The 20,166-nt window shown below is 39.6% G+C and carries 21 protein-coding genes; 7 read left to right on the top strand and 14 right to left on the bottom strand.

The features are described 5' to 3' along the window. The first annotated feature begins 65 nt into the window (after window positions 1-65). The 3 genes from ACT3CD_RS09355 (at window position 66) to trpS (ending at window position 3,032) form a co-directional block, all read left to right on the top strand. The gene (locus ACT3CD_RS09355) at window positions 66-1,076 is read left to right on the top strand and encodes an aspartate-semialdehyde dehydrogenase (protein WP_444645090.1); all 1,011 of its coding nucleotides are present in this window, start codon (window positions 66-68) and stop codon (window positions 1,074-1,076) included. Window positions 1,077-1,211: 135 nt separating this feature from the next. Continuing rightward, window positions 1,212-1,907: a phosphatase PAP2 family protein gene (locus ACT3CD_RS09350; RefSeq protein ID WP_444645088.1), complete on the top strand. Its 696-nt coding sequence runs from the start codon at window positions 1,212-1,214 to the stop codon at window positions 1,905-1,907. Between the two features lie 135 nt (window positions 1,908-2,042). Next, the gene (trpS, locus tag ACT3CD_RS09345) at window positions 2,043-3,032 is read left to right on the top strand and encodes a tryptophan--tRNA ligase (protein WP_444645086.1); all 990 of its coding nucleotides are present in this window, start codon (window positions 2,043-2,045) and stop codon (window positions 3,030-3,032) included. Between the two features lie 41 nt (window positions 3,033-3,073). On the opposite strand, the gene ACT3CD_RS09340 is transcribed toward trpS, so the two are convergent. Beyond that, window positions 3,074-3,850, bottom strand: coding sequence for a LytR/AlgR family response regulator transcription factor (locus ACT3CD_RS09340; RefSeq protein ID WP_444645085.1), 777 nt, complete (start codon window positions 3,848-3,850; stop codon window positions 3,074-3,076). Next, window positions 3,850-5,871, bottom strand: a complete 2,022-nt coding sequence (locus ACT3CD_RS09335) for a tetratricopeptide repeat-containing sensor histidine kinase (RefSeq protein WP_444645082.1) — start codon at window positions 5,869-5,871, stop codon at window positions 3,850-3,852. The genes ACT3CD_RS09340 and ACT3CD_RS09335 overlap by 1 nt, the downstream gene beginning before the upstream one ends. Before the next feature lie 283 nt (window positions 5,872-6,154). Between ACT3CD_RS09335 and dusB the strand changes: the two genes are divergently transcribed. Next, on the top strand, window positions 6,155-7,168 hold the full coding sequence (dusB, locus tag ACT3CD_RS09330) for a tRNA dihydrouridine synthase DusB (protein WP_444645080.1): 1,014 nt from the start codon (window positions 6,155-6,157) through the stop codon (window positions 7,166-7,168). On the opposite strand, the gene ACT3CD_RS09325 is transcribed toward dusB, so the two are convergent. The 12 genes from ACT3CD_RS09325 to ACT3CD_RS09270 all read right to left on the bottom strand — a co-directional run bounded on the left by ACT3CD_RS09325 (window position 7,131) and on the right by ACT3CD_RS09270 (window position 16,606). Continuing rightward, window positions 7,131-8,366, bottom strand: a complete 1,236-nt coding sequence (locus ACT3CD_RS09325; protein WP_444645078.1) for an ABC transporter permease — start codon at window positions 8,364-8,366, stop codon at window positions 7,131-7,133. The genes dusB and ACT3CD_RS09325 overlap by 38 nt on opposite strands. A gap of 214 nt (window positions 8,367-8,580) precedes the next feature. Continuing rightward, complete coding sequence (locus ACT3CD_RS09320; RefSeq protein ID WP_444645076.1) at window positions 8,581-9,402, bottom strand: class I SAM-dependent methyltransferase; 822 nt, start codon at window positions 9,400-9,402, stop codon at window positions 8,581-8,583. A gap of 11 nt (window positions 9,403-9,413) precedes the next feature. Beyond that, window positions 9,414-9,752: a 30S ribosome-binding factor RbfA gene (gene rbfA, locus ACT3CD_RS09315; RefSeq protein WP_444645074.1), complete on the bottom strand. Its 339-nt coding sequence runs from the start codon at window positions 9,750-9,752 to the stop codon at window positions 9,414-9,416. 432 nt (window positions 9,753-10,184) lie between these two features. Continuing rightward, window positions 10,185-11,990, bottom strand: coding sequence for a MutS-related protein (locus tag ACT3CD_RS09310; RefSeq protein WP_444645072.1), 1,806 nt, complete (start codon window positions 11,988-11,990; stop codon window positions 10,185-10,187). Between the two features lie 1,042 nt (window positions 11,991-13,032). After that, a complete protein-coding gene (locus tag ACT3CD_RS09305) occupies window positions 13,033-13,170 on the bottom strand; it encodes a hypothetical protein (protein ID WP_444645070.1) in 138 nt (45 codons plus the stop codon). 119 nt (window positions 13,171-13,289) lie between these two features. Next, window positions 13,290-13,445, bottom strand: a complete 156-nt coding sequence (locus ACT3CD_RS09300) for a hypothetical protein (protein WP_444645068.1) — start codon at window positions 13,443-13,445, stop codon at window positions 13,290-13,292. 24 nt (window positions 13,446-13,469) lie between these two features. Continuing rightward, a complete protein-coding gene (locus ACT3CD_RS09295) occupies window positions 13,470-13,643 on the bottom strand; it encodes a hypothetical protein (protein WP_444645067.1) in 174 nt (57 codons plus the stop codon). 799 nt (window positions 13,644-14,442) lie between these two features. Then, on the bottom strand, window positions 14,443-14,847 hold the full coding sequence (locus ACT3CD_RS09290) for a hypothetical protein (protein ID WP_444645065.1): 405 nt from the start codon (window positions 14,845-14,847) through the stop codon (window positions 14,443-14,445). A 68-nt stretch (window positions 14,848-14,915) separates the two neighbouring features. Continuing rightward, on the bottom strand, window positions 14,916-15,494 hold the full coding sequence (locus ACT3CD_RS09285) for a glycosyltransferase (RefSeq protein ID WP_444645202.1): 579 nt from the start codon (window positions 15,492-15,494) through the stop codon (window positions 14,916-14,918). A gap of 113 nt (window positions 15,495-15,607) precedes the next feature. Further along, entirely contained in the window at window positions 15,608-15,820 is a 213-nt protein-coding gene (locus ACT3CD_RS09280; RefSeq protein WP_444645063.1) for a hypothetical protein, read from the bottom strand. 144 nt (window positions 15,821-15,964) lie between these two features. After that, on the bottom strand, window positions 15,965-16,156 hold the full coding sequence (locus tag ACT3CD_RS09275) for a hypothetical protein (protein ID WP_444645061.1): 192 nt from the start codon (window positions 16,154-16,156) through the stop codon (window positions 15,965-15,967). A gap of 258 nt (window positions 16,157-16,414) precedes the next feature. Next, window positions 16,415-16,606, bottom strand: a complete 192-nt coding sequence (locus ACT3CD_RS09270) for a hypothetical protein (RefSeq protein WP_444645059.1) — start codon at window positions 16,604-16,606, stop codon at window positions 16,415-16,417. Window positions 16,607-17,256: 650 nt separating this feature from the next. Between ACT3CD_RS09270 and ACT3CD_RS09265 the strand changes: the two genes are divergently transcribed. From ACT3CD_RS09265 to ACT3CD_RS09255, 3 genes are read left to right on the top strand one after another with little or no spacing between them, the layout of a single operon-like run. Beyond that, window positions 17,257-17,592, top strand: a complete 336-nt coding sequence (locus ACT3CD_RS09265; RefSeq protein ID WP_444645057.1) for a PadR family transcriptional regulator — start codon at window positions 17,257-17,259, stop codon at window positions 17,590-17,592. After that, window positions 17,589-18,512, top strand: coding sequence for a PspC domain-containing protein (locus ACT3CD_RS09260; protein ID WP_444645055.1), 924 nt, complete (start codon window positions 17,589-17,591; stop codon window positions 18,510-18,512). The genes ACT3CD_RS09265 and ACT3CD_RS09260 overlap by 4 nt, the downstream gene beginning before the upstream one ends. Before the next feature lie 18 nt (window positions 18,513-18,530). Next, complete coding sequence (locus tag ACT3CD_RS09255) at window positions 18,531-19,931, top strand: PspC domain-containing protein (RefSeq protein ID WP_444645053.1); 1,401 nt, start codon at window positions 18,531-18,533, stop codon at window positions 19,929-19,931. Window positions 19,932-20,166 lie beyond the last annotated feature (235 nt).

The following is a 20,166-nucleotide window of genomic DNA, read 5'->3' as shown; positions in this document are numbered from 1 at the left end:
AGTTTTAGGACATTTAATTTATCATTTTTTTTTCGTATTGTAAAACTTTAATTGCAAAGCAGGAAATGAGAGTAGCAATTGTTGGCGTCAGTGGTGCGGTAGGACAGGAATTCCTTCGCGTTTTGGATGAAAGAAACTTCCCTATGGATGAGCTCGTTTTATTCGGCTCATCGAGAAGTGCAGGTAAAACATACACCTTTAAAGGAAAAACACTCACCGTTAAAGAATTGAAACACAACGATGACTTTAAAGATATTGACATTGCTCTCACATCTGCCGGTGCTTCTACATCCAAAGAGTTTGCAGACACGATCACCAAACATGGTGCTGTCATGATTGACAATTCCAGTGCTTTCAGAATGGACCCAAGTGTTCCCCTTATCGTTCCCGAAGTCAATGCAAAAGCCTGTTCAGACACACCGCGCAATATCATAGCCAACCCCAACTGCACCACAATCCAAATGGTGGTTGCCCTGAAAGCCATTGAGAAATTATCGCATATAACCAAAGTACACGTTTCCACCTATCAGGCTGCCAGTGGTGCCGGCGCCAGCGGCATGGATGAACTGGCCACGCAGGTAAAACAAGTTGCCAATAACGAAACAACTACCGCCAATAAATTTCAATACCAACTGGCCATGAACCTGATACCACAGGTTGATGTCTTTACCGATAATGGTTACACCAAGGAAGAGATGAAAATGTACAACGAAACCCGTAAAATAATGGGTTCGGATATACAAGTCAGTGCCACCTGCGTTCGTGTGCCCATTATGCGCGCCCATTCTGAAGCGACCTGGGTTGAAACAGAACGCCCGGTGTCAGTAGCAGCGGCCAAAGAAGCTTTCCGCAATGCAGAAGGCATCGTTTTAATGGATAATCCTGCAGAAAAAGAATATCCAATGCCATTATTTCTGGCTGGTCGCGACGAAGTCTTTGTGGGGCGTGTGCGCGGTGATTTGAGCAATCCAAATGGGCTCTCATTCTGGACCGTTTCAGACCAGATAAAAAAAGGAGCAGCCCTTAATGCGGTCCAAATAGCCGAATACATGATAAAAGCAGGTCTGGTAAAATAAAACAAATATCTCAAACAATGACTTTACTTTAAAGTCAAAACCAAACAAATGCATTTCCCGCAGCTACCATAAGCATCCGCAGATTAAACATCTGTTTTTCTTACGGTATTTGCGGGATTCTTTTTTACGATGCGCATGAAACGAAGTCTCGAAACCATACTCCTTATAGCAGTCATAAGTTTCCGGATAAATGCCTTACCCGCCGATAGCCTTTCAGTATTTTCGATGACTGAGAAACCGATCCCACGATGGATGGTTCCGACAATGATAGGTACCATCGGCGTCTCATTCCTGTTGGATGAAAATCTCAGCAAGGAGCCATCGTCTGATTTTCTGAAAAATGTTAGTCACCTCACCGACTATGGCGGCGACAAATGGTATGTGGTGCCTTCAGTTCTGGCTGCCTACAGCGCAGGTCGGTGGATTCTGAAAGACTCCAAATTACAGGCCACGGCCTGGCAGTCGTTTCAATCACTCACGGTAGCAGCTATCGCCACCGAAGGATTCAAAAACCTGACCGGCAGAGCACGTCCGTTTACCAACCACGATGCCTTCACATTTCAACCCTTCCCCGGTAGCGACGACACCTTTAAATCCATGCCATCGGGGCACGCCTCACTGGCCTTTGCTGTATTTACACCCTTTGCCGAGAATTACTCACGATGGCTCTATCTGGTTCCGCTTTCAGTAGCCTTTGGCCGGGTATATCAAAATAAACACTGGCTGTCGGATGTGGCCACAGGTAGCTGTATCGGACTCATCAGTGGCTGGCTCTTCACCCACAACAAAAACATTCAACTACTGCCCAACGGCATCATCGTAAAGTTTTAATGGCCGCATCCTTCGGAATTTAACGATTTGTTGACTATTTTTGACCATCGAAATCAACAACATAAACAAACTTTTTACATAAAGAGAAAACCCTCAAAGTTTCAACCTCTTTCTGCTTAGTAATCAAATAATATTATGGAAACAGTTGTTAGTGGAATACGCCCTACGGGCAATCTTCATTTGGGAAATTATTTTGGCGCGGTTAAAAACTTTCTGAAAATGCAGGAAGATTACAACTGTTACTTTTTCATTGCCGATTACCACTCCCTGACTACCCACCCAACGCCCGCCGATTTACACGGAAATGTGCGTCAGGTATTGGTGGAATATCTGGCAGCCGGTCTCGACCCCGAAAAAGCCACCATTTATATTCAGAGCGACCTGCCAGAAGTGGCCGAATTAACACTGTTGCTGAATATGAATGCTTATGTGGGCGAACTTCAACGCACCACGTCATTTAAAGAAAAAGTGCGCAGTAACCCTAACAATGTCAATGCCGGTTTACTGACCTATCCGGTGTTAATGGCATCAGACATTATCATTCATAAGGCACATAAAGTTCCTGTAGGTAAAGATCAGGAGCAAAATCTGGAGATGACCCGAAAATTTGCGACCCGGTTCAACCACATGTATAACCATGAGTATTTCACAATTCCGGAACCCTTTAACAATGGCGAAGCTTTAATAAAAATACCCGGATTGGATGGCTCCGGAAAAATGGGAAAATCAGATGGCAACGGTATTTATTTGGCTGACAGCCCCAAAGAGATCCGCAAAAAAGTAATGAAAGCAGTGACCGACGCAGGTCCAACCGAACAAAATGCGCCATTATCGGAGCCAATCGCCAATTTATTCACCCTCATGACGGCTGTAAGCCAACCCGATACCATTGATTACTTTAAAGAACAATACGCCAATTGCAACATTCGTTACGGGGACTTAAAAAAGCAAATTGCCGAAGATATTGTCGCTTTTACAAATCCCATCCGTGAAAAAATTGAAGCTATAGCTTCCGACGCTGATTACTTACGTAAAGTGGTCAATATGGGAAAAGAGAAAGCGCACGAAAGCGCGACAAAAACCATTCGGGAAGTGCGTGAAATTATTGGATTTAAACCTTTTTAAAGGTTTCATTCAAGACAGAAAATCAGCCGGATTTGATAATATCATTCCGGCTGTTTCTTTCTAAGATCAGATATCTGTCGCATCAGTCTTTGCGCACGCCAGCCGTCAAAAGGAATCCGGGAACCCGAAAGCATGACCAGTTCCTGTTTCTCTTCATCCAAAAATTTCACCTTTTGAAGATTAACCAAAAACCGGGAATGACAACGCGAAAAAGAATATGCGATTAACATATTCTCAAACCGACGCAGCGGTCGGAAAGCAATAATTTTCTTACCGGAAGAACAGTTCAGACAGGCACCCTGACTCAACGCTTCGCCGTATTCAAGACTATTAACCGGCACTTTAATAATCTCCTCACCCACAGTTTTCACAAAAATCTGTTGATTCTGAGGCTCCTGTTGCGCCACGTTTTCAAATAACACTTCAAGTTGCCGCGAATAACTGCCATCTGAAAACGAATCAATAATTTTATCCAACACCATCACAAAATCATCTTCGGCCAGCGGTTTCTGAATATAATCGACGGCCGCAAATCTCACTGCTTCCATCAGCAGACTGTGGTGCGATGACATAAACAACACTTTAAAATTGACGGTCGGAAGAGCTTGTAACAGGTCAAAAGCCGAACCATCGGCCAACTCAATGTCAAGGATTAGTAAATCAGGCTTAATATCAATAATTTTCCCAACAGCTTCTTTAACATAAGCACACCTCCCGACAAGCTTCAATTCCGGAAAATGGCGCAACATAATAAGTTCAACAGTACGGGCCGCAAACAAATCATCTTCGACCACCATAACCTTAATCTGATCTATCATCACTTGCTCTTTAATACAGTAAGATGTTTGCTTTTTACAGGAATATTAACCCTAACTTCCGGGAACTCTATTTTCACAATCGTACCCCGATCGAAAGGATTCATCTTCTTTTTATCTATAATTTCCAGATTTACCCTTCCCCCCGAATCATTATGAATCACTTCCAGCCGTTCTTTTGTTATCTTAATGGCCATCGATTCATGACCTTTCTCATTCTTTTGCTGCTTGCTGGCCGTAATACCAATTCCGTTATCTTCCACTTCCACCACCACCTGTTCACCGTCCTTGATAAAACGGATATTAATACGACCTTCACCTTGCAGTGTTTTAATACCATGCTCAACAGCATTTTCGACAAAGGGCTGGGTTATCATTGGCGGCACCACCACCTCCGACAACTCCATACGCTGATCCACCTCAATATTATAGATAAACGGGATGTTAAACCGAAGCTGTTGAAGCTCCAGATAATATTTTAGTATTTCCGTTTCATCTCTTAATGTAATATAATCCTGATGCGAGAGCTTCAATACCAGACGCATTAACTTGGCAAAATCAGTCAGGAACTTCGTCGACTTATCAACATCATGCTCAAGCACATACACCTGAATTGCACTTAGCGCGTTAAAAATAAAGTGCGGATTCATCTGCGAACGCAATAATTTATGCTGATTGCGAAGATCCTGATAACGGTTGCGCAAACGATGCTGATTAACCAAAAGCAAGGTCACCAATAAGGTCACAACAGCTAAAATTCCAAAAATTATAATGATCCATCGTTGGCGCGACAAGGTATATTGTTGCGACAGCGTTTCCTGATTGAGCTCAGAAATTCGTTCACGTTGCTTTTCTGCTTCCAGCATCACTTCAACAGTTGTGAGGTGATACATATTTTTTTCGTTCAGGATGCTGTCTTTATAAGCCGTAGCGACACGATAATAATCCATGGCCATATAAAACCGTCCTCGCTTTTCATAAAAATGCGATAACTGCCGGGCACTCTCTTCAGCCTGAAAACGAGAGCCTATTTGAACTGCCAGATCGTAAGAAGACTTAAAATATTTGTACGCTTCGTCATAATCGCCCATCAAAAAATAAACCTGCCCAACTTTCGACTGACTAATAGCCACCTGCATCAGGTCGTTCAGGCCCTCGTTAATTTGCAATGAACGTAACAGATAGCCTAAAGCTTTTGTTAAATTGCCTTTGGCCATATAAGCCGAGCCAATGCTGTTATAGCAGATAGACTCTCCATTTTGGCTCCCTATCTGAAGGTTATACTTCAACGAACGATTATAGTATGTGAGCGCCGAATCGGGCCGCCCCATCTTGAGCAGACACTCACCAATATTATTTTCGTTGATAGCCAACCCGAGCGTATTATCCATTTCCCTCGACAACTCCAACGATCGTAAAAAATATTCAACGGCTGTATGATAACGACCCAAATTGAAATTAACATTACCAATACTGTTGATTGCCACGCTTGTATTAAAGGTATCCTTCAGTTGTTCCGATAGTTTTAAGGCCTTGAAGTGCATATCGAGCGCCATGGCATTGTCGTCGGTACGCCGGTAAACAACACCAATCTGATTATAGACATGGGCTAACAATCGATCGTTTGCAATACTCTGGGCTAAATCGAGCGCTTTATGATGATATTTTAAAGCGTCGCCATAATCAGAGCGATTACGGTAACGCTTCCCTACTTTATTATAAATCTCGACTTCCTGCTCAACCATGTTGCGTCGCACTGCAATATCCAGCGCTTCACGTAGAAAGCCATCAAACTGATCGGTGAGCTCCGGGTTGCTTCTTACAAACTCATCGGATCGGGCAATTAATTGCGCAACAACGACGGAGTCGGTTGAAAGGCTTACATCTTTAGACGTTTTAATATTTACCAACCGACTATTCCCCAGCCGGCACGATGAAAAAAAAACGAAAAGCAAAACCACCATTAAACCGCCATAGCGAGAATAAAGATAATGACAAGGCAAATTAGGGTTTCTGATCATCATTCAAAACAGATTCTTACATTCGAATTAAAAGTGAATAATACGAAAAAACCAAATTAAAACCGATTTTTGAAGTGAAAACATTTCAATAATTAACAAGTTGACGCTTCTTTACGGAACAAAAACTTGAATCGTCAAAGTTGTTAAGTCAGATGAGAAGCCATCAGCCAATGAAACGAACCCTTCAGAACAGAAAGCAGCATAAAGGGTAACAAACTTACATTCTCATATATCTGGCAAATATGTATCTTTGCGCACCAATAAACCATCATAAAGAAAAGACCGCGTGAAGATAGGGAATATTGAACTGCCGAAAGAGCCTCTTTTGTTGGCTCCTATGGAAGATGTAAGCGACCACATGTTCAGAAGCATCTGCAAATCACATGGCGCCGACCTGATGTACACCGAATTTGTATCGTCGGATGCGCTGGTTCGCGATGTGGAAAAAACCAAACGCAAGCTCACCCTTTTAGAGGACGAACGTCCCATTGGCATTCAGTTGTATGGGAAAGACCCGCAGGCGTTGGCCGATGCGGCTCAAATTGCAGAACAATACAATCCCGATATTATCGATCTCAATTTTGGTTGCCCGGTAAAAAAAATTGCCACCAAAGGCGCCGGTTCCGGCCTCTTAAAGAATATCCCGCTGATGCTTGAAATAACACGGGCAGTGGTAAATGCCGTGAAAAAACCGGTAACGGTAAAGACGCGTTTGGGGTGGGATCAGGATTCACGAGTTATAGAAGACATCGCCGAGCAGCTTCAGGATGCGGGCGTACAGGCACTAACCATTCACGGCCGTACACGGGCTCAGCTATACAGCGGTGAAGCCGACTGGACGCTCATCGGACAGGTGAAAAACAATCCCCGCATGCATATTCCGATCATTGGAAACGGCGACATCACAACACCACAAAAGGCCCGCGAATACTTCAACCGTTATGGCGTTGACGGCATAATGATTGGCCGCGGCGCCATTGGTCGTCCATGGATCTTTCGCGAAATACGTCATTATCTAAACACGGGAGAATTATTACCACCTCCCACCATTGACGAACATGTAGAAATGATGCGTCAGTATCTGAGAACCAACGTTGCGAATATTGGCGAACGGGGAGGTATATTACACACACGACGTCATCTGGCTGTCACTTTCAAAAACCTGCCACATTTCAGACAAACAAAGATAACCATGCTGCGCAGTGATAGTCTGGAAGAAATTGAAACAATTCTGGATGATATTAAAAAAGAATACGCCGGATTTACTGATGCAACTCCCCATAGTAACGACGCACAATGACGCGAACAGGATACCAGGCCGCCACTAAACCGGTAAGAGACACCGTTACAAAAACCAATACCACGTCGGCTGCACGAAGGGCCACCGGATAAGCATCAACCACAAAATTACCATCCCCGCCAAAACGGACAATACCAAACGTTTGTTGCGCCCAAATCAGCAGGCTTCCAAGCAGCAAACCGCCAAATAAGCCGGCCAGAGAAATTAGCCACCCCTCAAACAAAAAAATACGATTGATGAGAAGCCGGTTGGCGCCCATGCTACGAAGCGTTGAGATACTCGATTTTTTTTCGAAGATCAGCATGGTAAGCGTGCCAATCACATTAAAAATGGCAATCAGCAAAATAAAAGAAAGAATAAGATAAGCCATCAATTTCTCAACTTTCATCATTCTGAAAAAAGTTGCGTGTTGCTCTTCCCGGTTTAACACCCTGTAGTTATTGCCGAGCAATTTCTGAACCGATTTCCGGACCTCACCCGGTTCTGCACCTTTTGCTACTTTCAGTCCCAGCCACGACGCTTCGGAGGGTTCATAATCCAACAGCTCGCGCACTTTATTGATGTGAGTAATGACCAGCGAGGCGTCGTAATCCATCTGATTCACCATAAAGACCCCTGAAGGCTGCAAATAAGCCGACCGAAAAGCCTGATCGGGACGCATGGGATTAATCTGACCGGTTCGGCGTGGAGCATATATCACCAACGGCGTCACAAAATTAAGACGCAAAGCCAACTGATCGGCCAAAGCAAACCCAACCACTCCTTCGTACATATCGCCATGTTGCAGACGAAACCGACCATCAATAATAATAGAATCGATGGCGGAAACCTGATGAAACAAAGAGTCGACACCCATAACAAGACCAGGCACCTGACGCTTTCCAAATCGGAACAAGACCGGGTCTTCCACCACTTGCATCACCGTTTCAACACCTTCCAGCGACACCAGTTTTGTGTAATCCAATGAGTCGATGCGAATCACTTTACCGGTGACCGGCGTTATTTTCAGATCCGGATCAAAAGAACTGTATAGTGTTCCTATCAGACCATGTAAACCATTAAAAACCGATAATACCACCAGCAATCCCAACGAACCAACCAACACGCCCGTCACCGAAATCCACGAAATAATATTGATGATATTCTGGCTCTTCTTCGCAAACAAATAACGAATGGCTATTTTGACGGCTAATTTCACTGGTAAAAAAGTTTTTTTGTGATCGGATAATTTTATAACGTTCAAAGACTAAATTAAAACCAGACAGCGTCGGCTAAAAAAACTTCTATTTAGTGTTTGTCTATAAAGTCAACTGCTTCGTTACGCTAGTCATAAGAACAGTCATTTTCGAAAGGTAAACGCCTTGATTTTGAAGACAAGCACAACGCTGAAGTAGAACTTTTTCCTGCAAGCACTATTTGATGGCTTTTACCAAAAGACCCGTTCCTTTAGCATGGTTCCCCAGCACATCAAAGTGATTCAGAATATAGGCAACCGGATAAGCTATAATGTAATAAAAAGGCAATACCAAAAAAAAGAGTTTACTGGCGTTAAGCATCACAATGGGATATTTCATGGACAATCGCCAGGCGATGCTTCCCGGAGTACCGTAGGTGTAACGCGCCTCAACGGTTGAAAAACCGGCATGTAACAACTTCTCTCTGATGTCGTTAATGTTATATCCATCGCGCACATGTTCATCAATAAAGCCCGAAATGCCCTCGCTGCTATGATGGTGATCGGTATCGGAACCACCCTGATCTGAAGGCGTTGAAATAAGCAACATACCACCCGTGTGCAGCGAACGGCACAAATTAGTCAGGACTTTTTCATCTTCAACAATATGCTCCATGACATCCACCGACAACACCAAATCGTAAACATCATTCACATCAAAAGTCGTCAGATCCGCCTCCCGAAAAGAAACACGATCGGACAGGTTCATCCGGCTAAAAAAATTGTTACAGTCTTCAATCTGTTCAGGTTTCACATCCACACCCAAAATACGAAACAGCCTGCCCATACTTGCCAAACGCCATACATACTGACCAAAGCCCGATCCGGCATCCAGAATAGAGGCATTATCAGGAACTCTTTTTCGCCAGGCCCGCAGTTCACGACGTATGTACCACGACCGCAAAAGCAGCAGATCAAGCAAACGATAAAAAAGGACTCTCAGCCACGGTGTGCTGTTAAAAACTACTCCCAACGATTTTTTTATAGGGTCATATTGCATATTCTTCGGCTCTAATCTTTTAATAAATCATCAATACGTTCGGCATAATCCAGGCTGTCGTCAATAAAAAACTGCAACTCAGGAATCACTCTCAGCTGCTTACCCACACGTTTTCCCAATAAAAAACGAAGCTGTGAACTGTGCTGTTTAATATTTTTAAACACCTCATCCTTGTGTTCGGTCGGGAAGATGCTTAAAAAAATCTTAGCAACGCCCATATCAGAGGCTACACGAGCCACCGTCACACTGACCATCGTACCTTTAACCACATCGCGTACTTCCCGCTGAAATATTTCGCCCATCTCTTTTTGAAGGAGACGCCCTATCTTTTTTTGTCTTGTAGAATCCATAACACCCTGTTATTTATAGTGGCTACGAAAATACATCTTTTACACGGATAAACCATATTGCATAAACAACAACTAAATTAAAAGAACAGCCTGTTTTTGGGTTTCTGGAACAAAGACATCGTTAGTTTGCAACTAAAAAGTCCAATTTGTTGAATTTAGGTAAAGGGTCTCACTATTTTAATTTTGCAAGATCCGTTTTAATTAGAGTCTGTCCATAAACTAAGTGTTTGAAATATAAAATTTAAATTCAAGGAATTGTACCATAGGCGGGTACCTTTTATGCCAATATTAACGAAAGATAAAAATTTTGAGGTTTGTGCATCAATGACCTTGCCTTTTAAGGTTTGGGCTGAAAGGGGAAAAATAATGAAGAAAAGCAAAAGAATAAAAACGTGGATTTTCATTATGAATTGCAAAGAAATCATTTGAAACTTAAAAAACATTTACATTTGAAATATCTACCCCAATCTCTTTTAAAAGCAGAGATGCGTTAGATGATTTACAAAGGCCTTTCTGGAGCTTGTAATCAAAAAACATAAGCCCGTTATTTACTTTAATATCAAAATAAAACTTCCTAATATTCTCATCAAATTGTTGGGGTAAATCAGCAATAGCAACATCGTGAGTAGCAATAACAGCATTTGATTTTTGCATAATAATATTTTTCATGATAGCCAGGCTCCCAGCTCTTTTATCATTGCTGTTCGTTCCACGTAGAGGTTCGTCAAGAAGGAAAAACGATTGCGATTCTTTTTCATTTTCAATCATGATTCTTTTTAACCGTTTAATTTCAGCATAAAAAGTAGATGTTTTATCATGCAAGTCATCCTGAATTCGCATGCAAGTCATTAATTTTAAAGGAGAAATAAGCATCTTGTCTGCACACACCGGTGCTCCTGCAAGAGCTAAAATTATATTAACCCCAAGAGTTCTTAAGAAGGTACTTTTCCCGGACATGTTTGAGCCCGTAAGGACATCCACCACCCCTGTTTGGGATACCTCATATGAATTGTTTACTCGTGTAGAATCAGGGATAAGAGGGTGACCGACATTTTCCAGTTTAATATGAAAATCCTTACTCATTTCAGGCAAACACCATTCGGGGTGGTTGAAGTAGATGACTGCCAAGCTTTGCAATGCTTCTATTTCCCCAATAGACTTTTGCCAGCTCAAAAACTGCTTTCCATGCAAAATCTTCCATTTTTCAATCCTGAAAAGGAGCCAGATATCCGTGTAAAAAAAAGAATTTACAAAAATTTGATGGAAAAAATTCAATCTTAAATCAGTCCACTGAATTATATTTTGCAACGACTTAATGGTTCTTATTCCGGTTTCATGATTTAGTTTTAATTCGGCTTGAATTCTCAAAAGCAGTTGAGAGTCAAATGACTCCTTTTCAATTAGTTCTATAAAGCTTCTGAAATATTTTAAACCCCTATTGGTTTTGGAGATATTGTGATAGCTGTACTTTATTTTGTGCCATTGAAAAGAATAAATATAAAAATAAGAAAAGGTTAAAAAACCTATAAAAGGAAGTACCATTATAACATTGGCAATCGACAAAGACAGTAAAGTTAAATTTACCCCTGAAAAAAGAAGCAAGAGTAATTTTAACTTTCCGAGCTTTTTAAGCATCGCATAATTCCCCAGCCAATGAGATTCATTTCCTGATAAATCATTGTCTCTACCCATAACACCGCTAATCCCCATCTCTTTTCGAAATAGTTGTTTTCTTGAAAGCTCGGCAATGGCAGCTTGTCTCTCGATAATGTCTTCAGGCGATGCGGGATTTAGCAGCCAGCTTGATAAGACTGCACAGCCAGATTTTGAATAACACCGATTGATAAAGTGGAAGACAGATGACTTTCCAAATAAATCCATGTCGTTAGCATATTCATGGTTCTTATCAAGGTATGATTGCCCGTCATCATAGAGAGTTCTCTTAGTCGCATCGTCATTTAATTCATCTTCGAGTATGCTTTTCCAGGCATTCAGTTTTTCTGACCTTTCTTTTATTTTTGAATCAAATACAACAACAAAAACAAAAATAACGGCTCCAAATAATCCAACTATCCCCCAAAGGGTATTATAGAAAAACATCCATATTCCTGAAATTATAGAAATGAATAGCACCAACCTTGTAATCCCAATTCTTAAAGAAATAGAATTATATTTTTCTAACTTTTTACTGAGACTAATTAATTCCTGTTGATAATAGCGTTCGGCTTTTTGTAACATATAACAGCAAAAATAGTGACTAAGTTGATTTAATCAATAGTTCATTAAAAAAAGCTTAGACGCAGATGCGCAATCATGCAGAGTGTTTATTGTCAAATAGTTAAAGTAAATGTATTTTGTTCTGGAACCAGCTCTCTACCAAGCATCTGCAAAAGTTTAACGAACTATTATTTAATAACATTAAGCCTAAAATCCAGGAAGAAGGATGTGCTCCTACTAAACACTTGAGTGCATTCATGAGAAATGCACTCAAGTCCTACTTAAGGCTACACAATTATTTTTATTTAAGCTATTTCTCGTTTTGGGTTCTCGGTTTTCAACTCAATCCTTAATTGAAACGTTTTTTCACCTCCAAATAAATGGCTAGCCCACAAAATAGCAACCCTACTCCCAATAAGACATAAGCAAAAAATAGTTCCTCTAATAAAAGTTGACTTAGCATCCCGATAGTTGTTAGCAACAATCCTATTACTGACAAAACATGTGTTTTTTTCATAGAAAATCAATTATAAAAAGTATTCAAAAAACTCAAAGCCCCGACATATTTTATTCAATGACCTAGCTATAAAAAAGAGATTCTACTACATGTTAAGTAAAATCTCTCTCTAATTTTATTCTCTATTATCTATTGCCATATTCCAACAGACAGTAGCTCCAATAGCCATGTAGGCAAGAGTGCCAGCGACTATGACTCCAATAAATAATTGGCACAATCAAACCGAAATATACACCGAATACTTACCGTCAAAACAATAGCGTGGTAGACCGAAGAGTTACCACACAAACATTAGAGCTTAGGATTTTATAAAACTCATTTTTGAGGGATAGGCTGATAAGTTAGGAATACTTTTCTTTTATGTTTAAAGAACGAAAGCATCCAATATAAAAGCTACAAGTGCAACAAAACTTCCAAATATTACGCCATAATATAAGGCATCCATAAATAATTTTTTGTCGATTTCTCTCATAAAATATTACTATATAAAGTTGAAACAGATAACAATAATGTCAATAATAAATCAAAATAAAAAATAGTTAAGGGTTAGTCACTTACCATAACACGAATAATATATATCAATAGAACAACAACACCAACGCCAAAGGGAACTCCCAATAAGAACCCTAATAACTGAAATCCGATAGTTTTTAAATCCGCAGCTGTATTTTCTTTTTTTTTCATAAAATTATAACATTCTAAAAATTAATGAAACCGAAGACTCCACTTGGCTTATTTCTTTTCACAAAAACAATAAGAAGATTACTCCAACAAAAGTTAGAGTAATCTTCTTTCTTATATCCCTACTCAACTACTTTGCGTACTACATAACAGACACCTGCTCCTACGGCTCCTCCAAGAGCTGCACCGCCAACAAAAGCTAACAGACATACGGCAGCTGTTGCAATAATACCTCCATTGGTTTCAGTGGCTTCCGAAATAGTTAATTCTTCAATCATTTTAAGATATTTTAATGTGATAAATTATGCATATGCAACGTAAGCAGCGGCTCCGGCAGCGCCTCCAACACCCGCTCCTGCTAAGCCCCATTTTCCTACTAGGTTCCAGTTAATCTTAAACAACATCATCCCACCATCAACAAGATTCATTTCTTTTGCATCCATTTCCTGAACATCAAATTCATTTAAATTTTTCATAATTTCTAATCTTTTAATTCCTCAACCTTTCCCGGGCGTTGACCACTTCCCAATCTCAGAAACATTCTGTTAGCCGGCATCTTGAATCTTTCTGATTCGGGATCAGGTAAGAAGTAGTTTCATCAAGTTACAGGATCTCTGTTTTTTGAAAAAAGACCTTGCTATGAACAGGCGTTGTTTTGTTTGTCGTAGACTGAAGATATCAACCATGCAGCAATCTGCCAGTTGAAAAAAAAGATTCAAAATCTGAAATGACTCAAAGAGTGGATTACTGATTCTATGCCATAATAATAGTTGATCCGATCATTTAGTCCCAATGCCTATTTTCGTTTTATTTCCCTGATAAAGAAAACAAAAAATACCACAAGTATGCCTGGTAATATCGAGACAAAATTCTCCCAAAAACCTCCTAATGCTATCTTTTATCCTTTGAAAAAAAATATAGTTTCAATTTTAACAGATTATTTTTATAGATTAAATAATACAGAATGGTACTATAAATTAAAATAAGAAAAAATAGGACATAATCATAGTTGTTTTTTTCTTTTAATAAGAATAGCGCTGTGAAGCCAGCTAACACTGGCAGAAAGTAGCTTAACATTTTATGCCTAAGTCTTCTTTTTAACACTGAAAAACTTTGTTCATTGAGATCATTTTTATCTATAAAGAATCCTGTTTTCAATGATTCCTCCATAGTTTCTGTTGATTTTTTTTGAGTATCCTGTATCATGAAAATTTTAACCAAATAAATGATATCAATTCCTGTCTTACTTCTTTACCGGGTTAGCTACATCCTCCATCATCTCCTTACCCACTTTTCTTTGACTAATACATATCTATGATTTCCATTTTTCATTGGAATTTTTATTTCTCCTTCAAATGTTAATGTGTCATTTTTAATCTCATACGCATAAATGACAGATGTTGATGAATCCAATATTTCTTTAAAACGGGTATCATCAATTGTCTCAAACTTTCCTTTAATATCTATATTTTCATGGGCATTCTCACTATTAGAGATATAAAACGTCCCATCTGAATTAAAAACTTTAGTTCTATATTCTTCATTAACAAAATTTGGTTTGCCATTGGAAAAACCTTCAACAAACGACCACTCACCAACTAATGGGCTATCTGTTTCATGAGTGTAATTGCAAGAAACTAAAGCAAACACAGTAATAGATATAATAAAACATGTTTTCATTCCTGACAGTATTTTTTACCTAAATTAAAAATTTTATCATAGGGGCATATCACAATAAGGCGCTAATATTACATGACAACTGAACAAATCAGATTATGATAGTTTTGGAAAAACTTATTAAAACTTAATGAATTGTTGTAAATCCGTAGAGATTCATTGCCTAAGCTTCTCCTAGTATCAGAAGAGTCAATCAATTTATTTACTTTAAGGATAAACTCTTCTATTACATGACTGTCTGAATAATTATGAGGTTTGTATCTAACCAGATATTCTGAATACAATCCAGTATCAAGAATTTCCGATTGGCCGGCGTTAGCTAATGATATAATAGGTAATCCAAATCTTAACATTTCAATACAGACAAAACTACATTCTTCATCTTTTGAGGTTATAATTCCTATATCTGCAATTTGATAAACATTCATTATTTCTTCACTACTTAAATATCCGAATAAATGAATATTTTTTAATGACATTTCAGGAGGGACATAATCTCCATTCCCTATTATTACAAGATGTATTTGTTTATGTAAAGGTTCTAATTTTTCAAAAATACTAAAAAGTAAATCAATCCCTTTTTCAATATCTAATCTTCCAACATATAGTAATAAAAAATCATCTTGGCTAAATCCATATTTTACTTTCAGGCTTTCTTTTGAAAGCCGATTTTCATTTAAATGGTTTGGGATACTATTTTTAATAATAAGAGAATTCTTTTGATCTAAAGAATAAAATTTTTCATATTTATTTTTTGTTTTTTTTAATGATATTTTGCAAAATTATTTGGAGAAGTCGCTCCACTATGACTTATCCCATAACTGACGCCAGCAAATAATTGGCCGGCAAGAACGCCACCTGGTACTAAAGATAGTGCCAGTCCCGCCCAAAACAACACATCTTCAATACCACCATCAATTTCCTTCATTTCCATTGTACACAATTCCGGTACATCTAAATTATCCAAATTTTCCATGGTTTTAAAATTTTAATGCCTCAACCTTTTCCGGGCGTTGAACATCTCCCAATCTCAGAAACATTCTGTTAGCCGGCATGTTGAATCTTTCTGATCATAGTGCTAAAGTAGTCCTGCTTCGTGCACAAAAAAAGCACGGAAAAATTAAAATTCAGATAAAACGGGCGGCATTTGTTTTTGCCACATCTGAAAATATTTCCCCTGTTTCTCATATAAATCAAAGGGGGTTCCCTCTTCGATTAATTGGCCATTTTCGAGCACCACGATTTTATCGGCCTCCATGACTGTACTTAATCTGTGAGCAATAACAATGATGGTTTTGCCTTCCGATTTCAATTGATCGATGGTCTTTTGTACATAACTTTCTGATTCGGGATCAGGTAAGAAGTAGTTTCATCAAGTTACAGGATCTCTGTTTTTTGAAAAGGGACCTTGCTATGAACAGGCGTTGTTTTGTTTGTCGTAGACTGAAGATATCAACCATGCAGCAATCTGCCAGTTGAAAAAAAAGATTCAAAATCTGAAATGACTCAAAGAGTGGATTACTGATTCTATGCCATAATAATAGTTAATCCAGTCATTTTGGCCCAATGCCTATTTTCGTTTTATTTCCCTGATAAAGAAAACAAAAAATACCACAAGTATACCTGGTAATATCGAGACAAAATTCTCCCATAATAGTGCCCGACTAATTTTATGAAAGCCATAGGAAAACAAATATTCAACCAGAAAAATGAGTACCACAAAAATGGCAAAAAATTGAAAGAATGGTGTTAGTTGTTTCATAATCAATCTTTTTTTTGAACAAATTTATTGATAAATGTTAAGCAATCTAAATATTACAGTATTGATTATCTATTTAAAAGTTTGTTTTTTCTAGAGTTATATAAATCTGATTTAATTGTATTTACATGATTGTTTAACTCGAATTATTGTGTTTAACAATCCTTATTATTCGGGAGGTAAAGAAGTGGGAAACTTAAATAAATCACTTTGTCACGGAATTTTTCATCAAGTTTATCGAGAAACGCTATGATCAAGTAGCTCAACTTTGAATCTTTCAGTCACTCTATTTTTTTATTCAAAAAAAAAGTTTTTTCAGGAAACAAACAAATGTTTTATTTTTAACTTATTGGCAACGCACTCACAAAGGTTGATTAATGGTAAAATACAGTCTGTAGCCGGGCAAAGATGCGCTACTGCATTTTTGCCATAATCACCCTATCTGACACTCATCTTAATCCTAAAGCACGACAACTTTCTCCACACCAACAAAAATAAAAGCAAGCCTAATACACTAGAAATTAACACACAATAAAAAAATAACAGCATTAATTTAAAAATAAATGGTACTATGTATTGCACAGTACTAAATAAATACCATATATTTGCATAACCCAATTCTGTGTTTGGGATAGATCTTTAAAACCTTCAAAATGAAAATAGAAAATGTAAAAGCACAAATGCGCAAGGGCGTCCTGGAGTATTGCATCTTGTCGGTCCTGTCGGGTGAAGATGCTTATACGTCAGACATCATAAAAACATTAAAAGAAGCAGAGATGATAGTCATGGAAGGAACGCTTTACCCATTGCTGACGCGCCTTAAAAACGATGGACTACTAAGCTATCGCTGGGAAGAGTCAACCCAGGGCCCGCCGCGTAAGTATTACGCCATCACTGAAAAAGGACGTGATTTTTTATCCGAACTCGACCAATCGTGGCAACAACTGATAACCGCTGTACAACAAATTAATCAAAACCGAAAACCATGAACACAGTTATAACCATTAACATAGCATCAACGGCATTTTTTATTGATGAAGATGCCTATACCCTTCTTCACGATTACCAAAAAAAACTGGAGAAATGGTTTGAATCGAAAAAGGGAGGACAAGAAATCATTTCGGACATCGAAACGCGCCTGAGCGAACTGTTTTCCGAACGTGTGAACCCCAAAAGTGGCGTAATAACCAAACAAATGGTAACCGAAGTCATTACCATAATGGGACAACCCGAAGACTTCACGGCAGAAGCTTCGGAAAATGAAAATACCACTCCGCCAAAAGATGAAAGCGCGACCGAGACCAAAGGCACAAAAAAACTACATCGCGACATCGATCATAAAGTACTGGGCGGTGTTTGTTCAGGCATTGCCGCTTACTTCAACACCGACCCCGTGTGGGTGCGTATCGCCTTTGCGGTACTGCCGTTTTTGAGCTTTGGTGTTATCATACCTATTTATATTGTATTATGGATAGCCATCCCCGCCGCCATTACCACCACACAAAAAATGCAGATGCGGGGTGAGAGTATCAATATTTCCAATATAGAAAAGAACTTCAGAGAAGAATACGAGAAAGTAAAGACCGGCCTTTCCAACGCCAACAAAAATATGACCAAACGCGATCGTAACGTTTTGTTAATAGTTGCCATCGTAGCAGTTGTACTGGTGTTTGCACACTTGCCGTGGTCGCCGCTACCGGGTTTTCATCACGTCGGTATAGCGTTTCCATTCTCGTTTCATTTTGCGGGCGGACTAATACCTCTTATAGTCATTTTACTGGGTTTGGGACTTATCTTTAAATCGGCTTTCAAAGGATTTTTAATACTTATCCTCATACTAATTCTACTGACGTTTATTTTAAAATTGGTTTTTGGCACACTGGCCTTAGCACCATGGATTGTAATTTAACTCCGAACAACTAACAAAATGAAAAAAACCATACACATCAACCTGTCGGGCATTGCCTTTCGCATTGAAGAAGATGCATTCAACCGCTTACAAAAATATTTGAAAGACGTTGAGGCCGCTTTGGGAACCGAGAACGGGGCCAAAGAAACCCTTCAGGATATTGAATCGAGAATTGCCGAAATATTTATGCCGGTTGCCAGTCAGCCCGACGCATCGGTCACTCTAAAAGATGTGGAAGATGTCATTCGGATTATAGGTGTCCCTTCGGATTTTGGCACAGGTGAACCGGACAACGACTCCCAGTCCAAGGAAAACCCTTCGGCACCCCAACCGGCACCACCTATCTCAAAGCGACTGTTTCGCGACCCATACAATAGAGTATTAGGAGGTGTCTGTAGCGGACTGGGCGCCTACTTTAAAATTGAGCCCTTAATTTTTCGTCTGATATTTCTCATTGGTAGCATTTGGGGTATTTTCCTGATTCCATATATTATTTTATGGATTGTAATGCCCAAAGCATTAACCATGGAGCAACGCCGTCAGATGTTCGGCGGCGACCAACCACCCTATAAAACCAACTATCCCAATTCGCAAATAAACATAGGCAAAGATGCGGGCAATGCATTTCTGCGGGCGCTGGGCATCATAACCGGCGTACTCCTCGTAATTGCCACATTTGCAGCAATGGTAACACTCACAATGCTCATCTTTTTCTCGCCTCTTGTAATAGATGTGTTCCCCAATTTGTACTGGATGCAGCAACTAAATGACATCCTGCTGATACCACAGCAATCGTTTATTCTGTTGATAGGTTCTGCTCTTTTGGCCGGCATTCCGTTGCTGATGCTCTTTTATCTGGGGTTACATCTGCTGTTCAAATTTCAGAAAGGCGGAAAAACCATCGGCGCATTGGGCCTGATATTCTGGCTGCTGGGTCTGGGAATGGTCATTTATGCCACCGTAACTATAGCCCGCGACTTCAAAGAAACCGCACGGGTGGAAGAAGTCATTACCCCCAAACCATTCAGTGGCGACACGCTGTATCTTGAAACCAACGAATGGCCCTATCGGCACACACACAATACACTGGAATATGGCAACCATCTGAAGTCGTACATTAGCAATGGCAGATTATTTACAGAAGGCAATCCGACCATTTACCTCAAAAAAGATGCCGATCGCATGGCCATCACTTTAACCCGTGAAGCCAGGGGCCACAATACCGACGAAGCCGAAAAGAATGCCAACGACATTGAGTTTTTCTGGTTACAATCGGATTCGGTGATTCAAATAGATCCTTGTTTCACCCTTCGCATGGGCTCAAAAATAAGAAACCAGGAAATGTCCATCACCATCGAAATGCCCAAAGGAAAATACCTTAAAGCCGAACCAACGCTTCAAAATAAAATAAGATGGTAGAGCATTTCTATTGATAAAATGAATCAATTTATTTTATTCGTTTGAATGATAAAACCGACTCTCTTTTATAAAGGTTAAAAACCTTTCAGGAAAAAGGACCGTACCTTTTGGGAAAAAGGACCGTATCTTTTAGGTAAAAGGACCGTATCTTTTGGGTAAAAGGACCGTACCTTTTTGGCCCCTTCCGGAAGACCTATAAACAGGGGCTTCCAGAGGGTGCCTCCGAAAGGCCGGA

This window comes from Geofilum sp. OHC36d9, assembly GCF_052400685.1.
Classification (GTDB): Bacteria; Bacteroidota; Bacteroidia; order Bacteroidales; family Marinilabiliaceae; genus CAZHHH01.
Note: the sequence above shows the minus strand (reverse complement) of the source record. Positions and strands in the feature narration are given on the sequence as shown.

Bases quoted from the DNA above. Each gene is read 5' to 3' on its own strand.
- ACT3CD_RS09355 (WP_444645090.1), top strand. From the start codon at position 66: ATGAGAGTAGCAATTGTTGGCGTCAGTGGTGCGGTAGGACAGGAATTC.
- ACT3CD_RS09350 (WP_444645088.1), top strand. From the start codon at position 1,212: ATGAAACGAAGTCTCGAAACCATACTCCTTATAGCAGTCATAAGTTTC.
- trpS (WP_444645086.1), top strand. From the start codon at position 2,043: ATGGAAACAGTTGTTAGTGGAATACGCCCTACGGGCAATCTTCATTTG.
- ACT3CD_RS09340 (WP_444645085.1), bottom strand. From the start codon at position 3,850: ATGATAGATCAGATTAAGGTTATGGTGGTCGAAGATGATTTGTTTGCG.
- ACT3CD_RS09335 (WP_444645082.1), bottom strand. From the start codon at position 5,871: ATGATGATCAGAAACCCTAATTTGCCTTGTCATTATCTTTATTCTCGC.
- ACT3CD_RS09320 (WP_444645076.1), bottom strand. From the start codon at position 9,402: ATGCAATATGACCCTATAAAAAAATCGTTGGGAGTAGTTTTTAACAGC.
- rbfA (WP_444645074.1), bottom strand. From the start codon at position 9,752: ATGGATTCTACAAGACAAAAAAAGATAGGGCGTCTCCTTCAAAAAGAG.
- ACT3CD_RS09310 (WP_444645072.1), bottom strand. From the start codon at position 11,990: ATGTTACAAAAAGCCGAACGCTATTATCAACAGGAATTAATTAGTCTC.
- ACT3CD_RS09305 (WP_444645070.1), bottom strand. From the start codon at position 13,170: ATGAAAAAAAAAGAAAATACAGCTGCGGATTTAAAAACTATCGGATTT.
- ACT3CD_RS09300 (WP_444645068.1), bottom strand. From the start codon at position 13,445: ATGATTGAAGAATTAACTATTTCGGAAGCCACTGAAACCAATGGAGGT.
- ACT3CD_RS09295 (WP_444645067.1), bottom strand. From the start codon at position 13,643: ATGAAAAATTTAAATGAATTTGATGTTCAGGAAATGGATGCAAAAGAA.
- ACT3CD_RS09290 (WP_444645065.1), bottom strand. From the start codon at position 14,847: ATGAAAACATGTTTTATTATATCTATTACTGTGTTTGCTTTAGTTTCT.
- ACT3CD_RS09280 (WP_444645063.1), bottom strand. From the start codon at position 15,820: ATGGAAAATTTGGATAATTTAGATGTACCGGAATTGTGTACAATGGAA.
- ACT3CD_RS09270 (WP_444645059.1), bottom strand. From the start codon at position 16,606: ATGAAACAACTAACACCATTCTTTCAATTTTTTGCCATTTTTGTGGTA.
- ACT3CD_RS09265 (WP_444645057.1), top strand. From the start codon at position 17,257: ATGAAAATAGAAAATGTAAAAGCACAAATGCGCAAGGGCGTCCTGGAG.
- ACT3CD_RS09260 (WP_444645055.1), top strand. From the start codon at position 17,589: ATGAACACAGTTATAACCATTAACATAGCATCAACGGCATTTTTTATT.
- ACT3CD_RS09255 (WP_444645053.1), top strand. From the start codon at position 18,531: ATGAAAAAAACCATACACATCAACCTGTCGGGCATTGCCTTTCGCATT.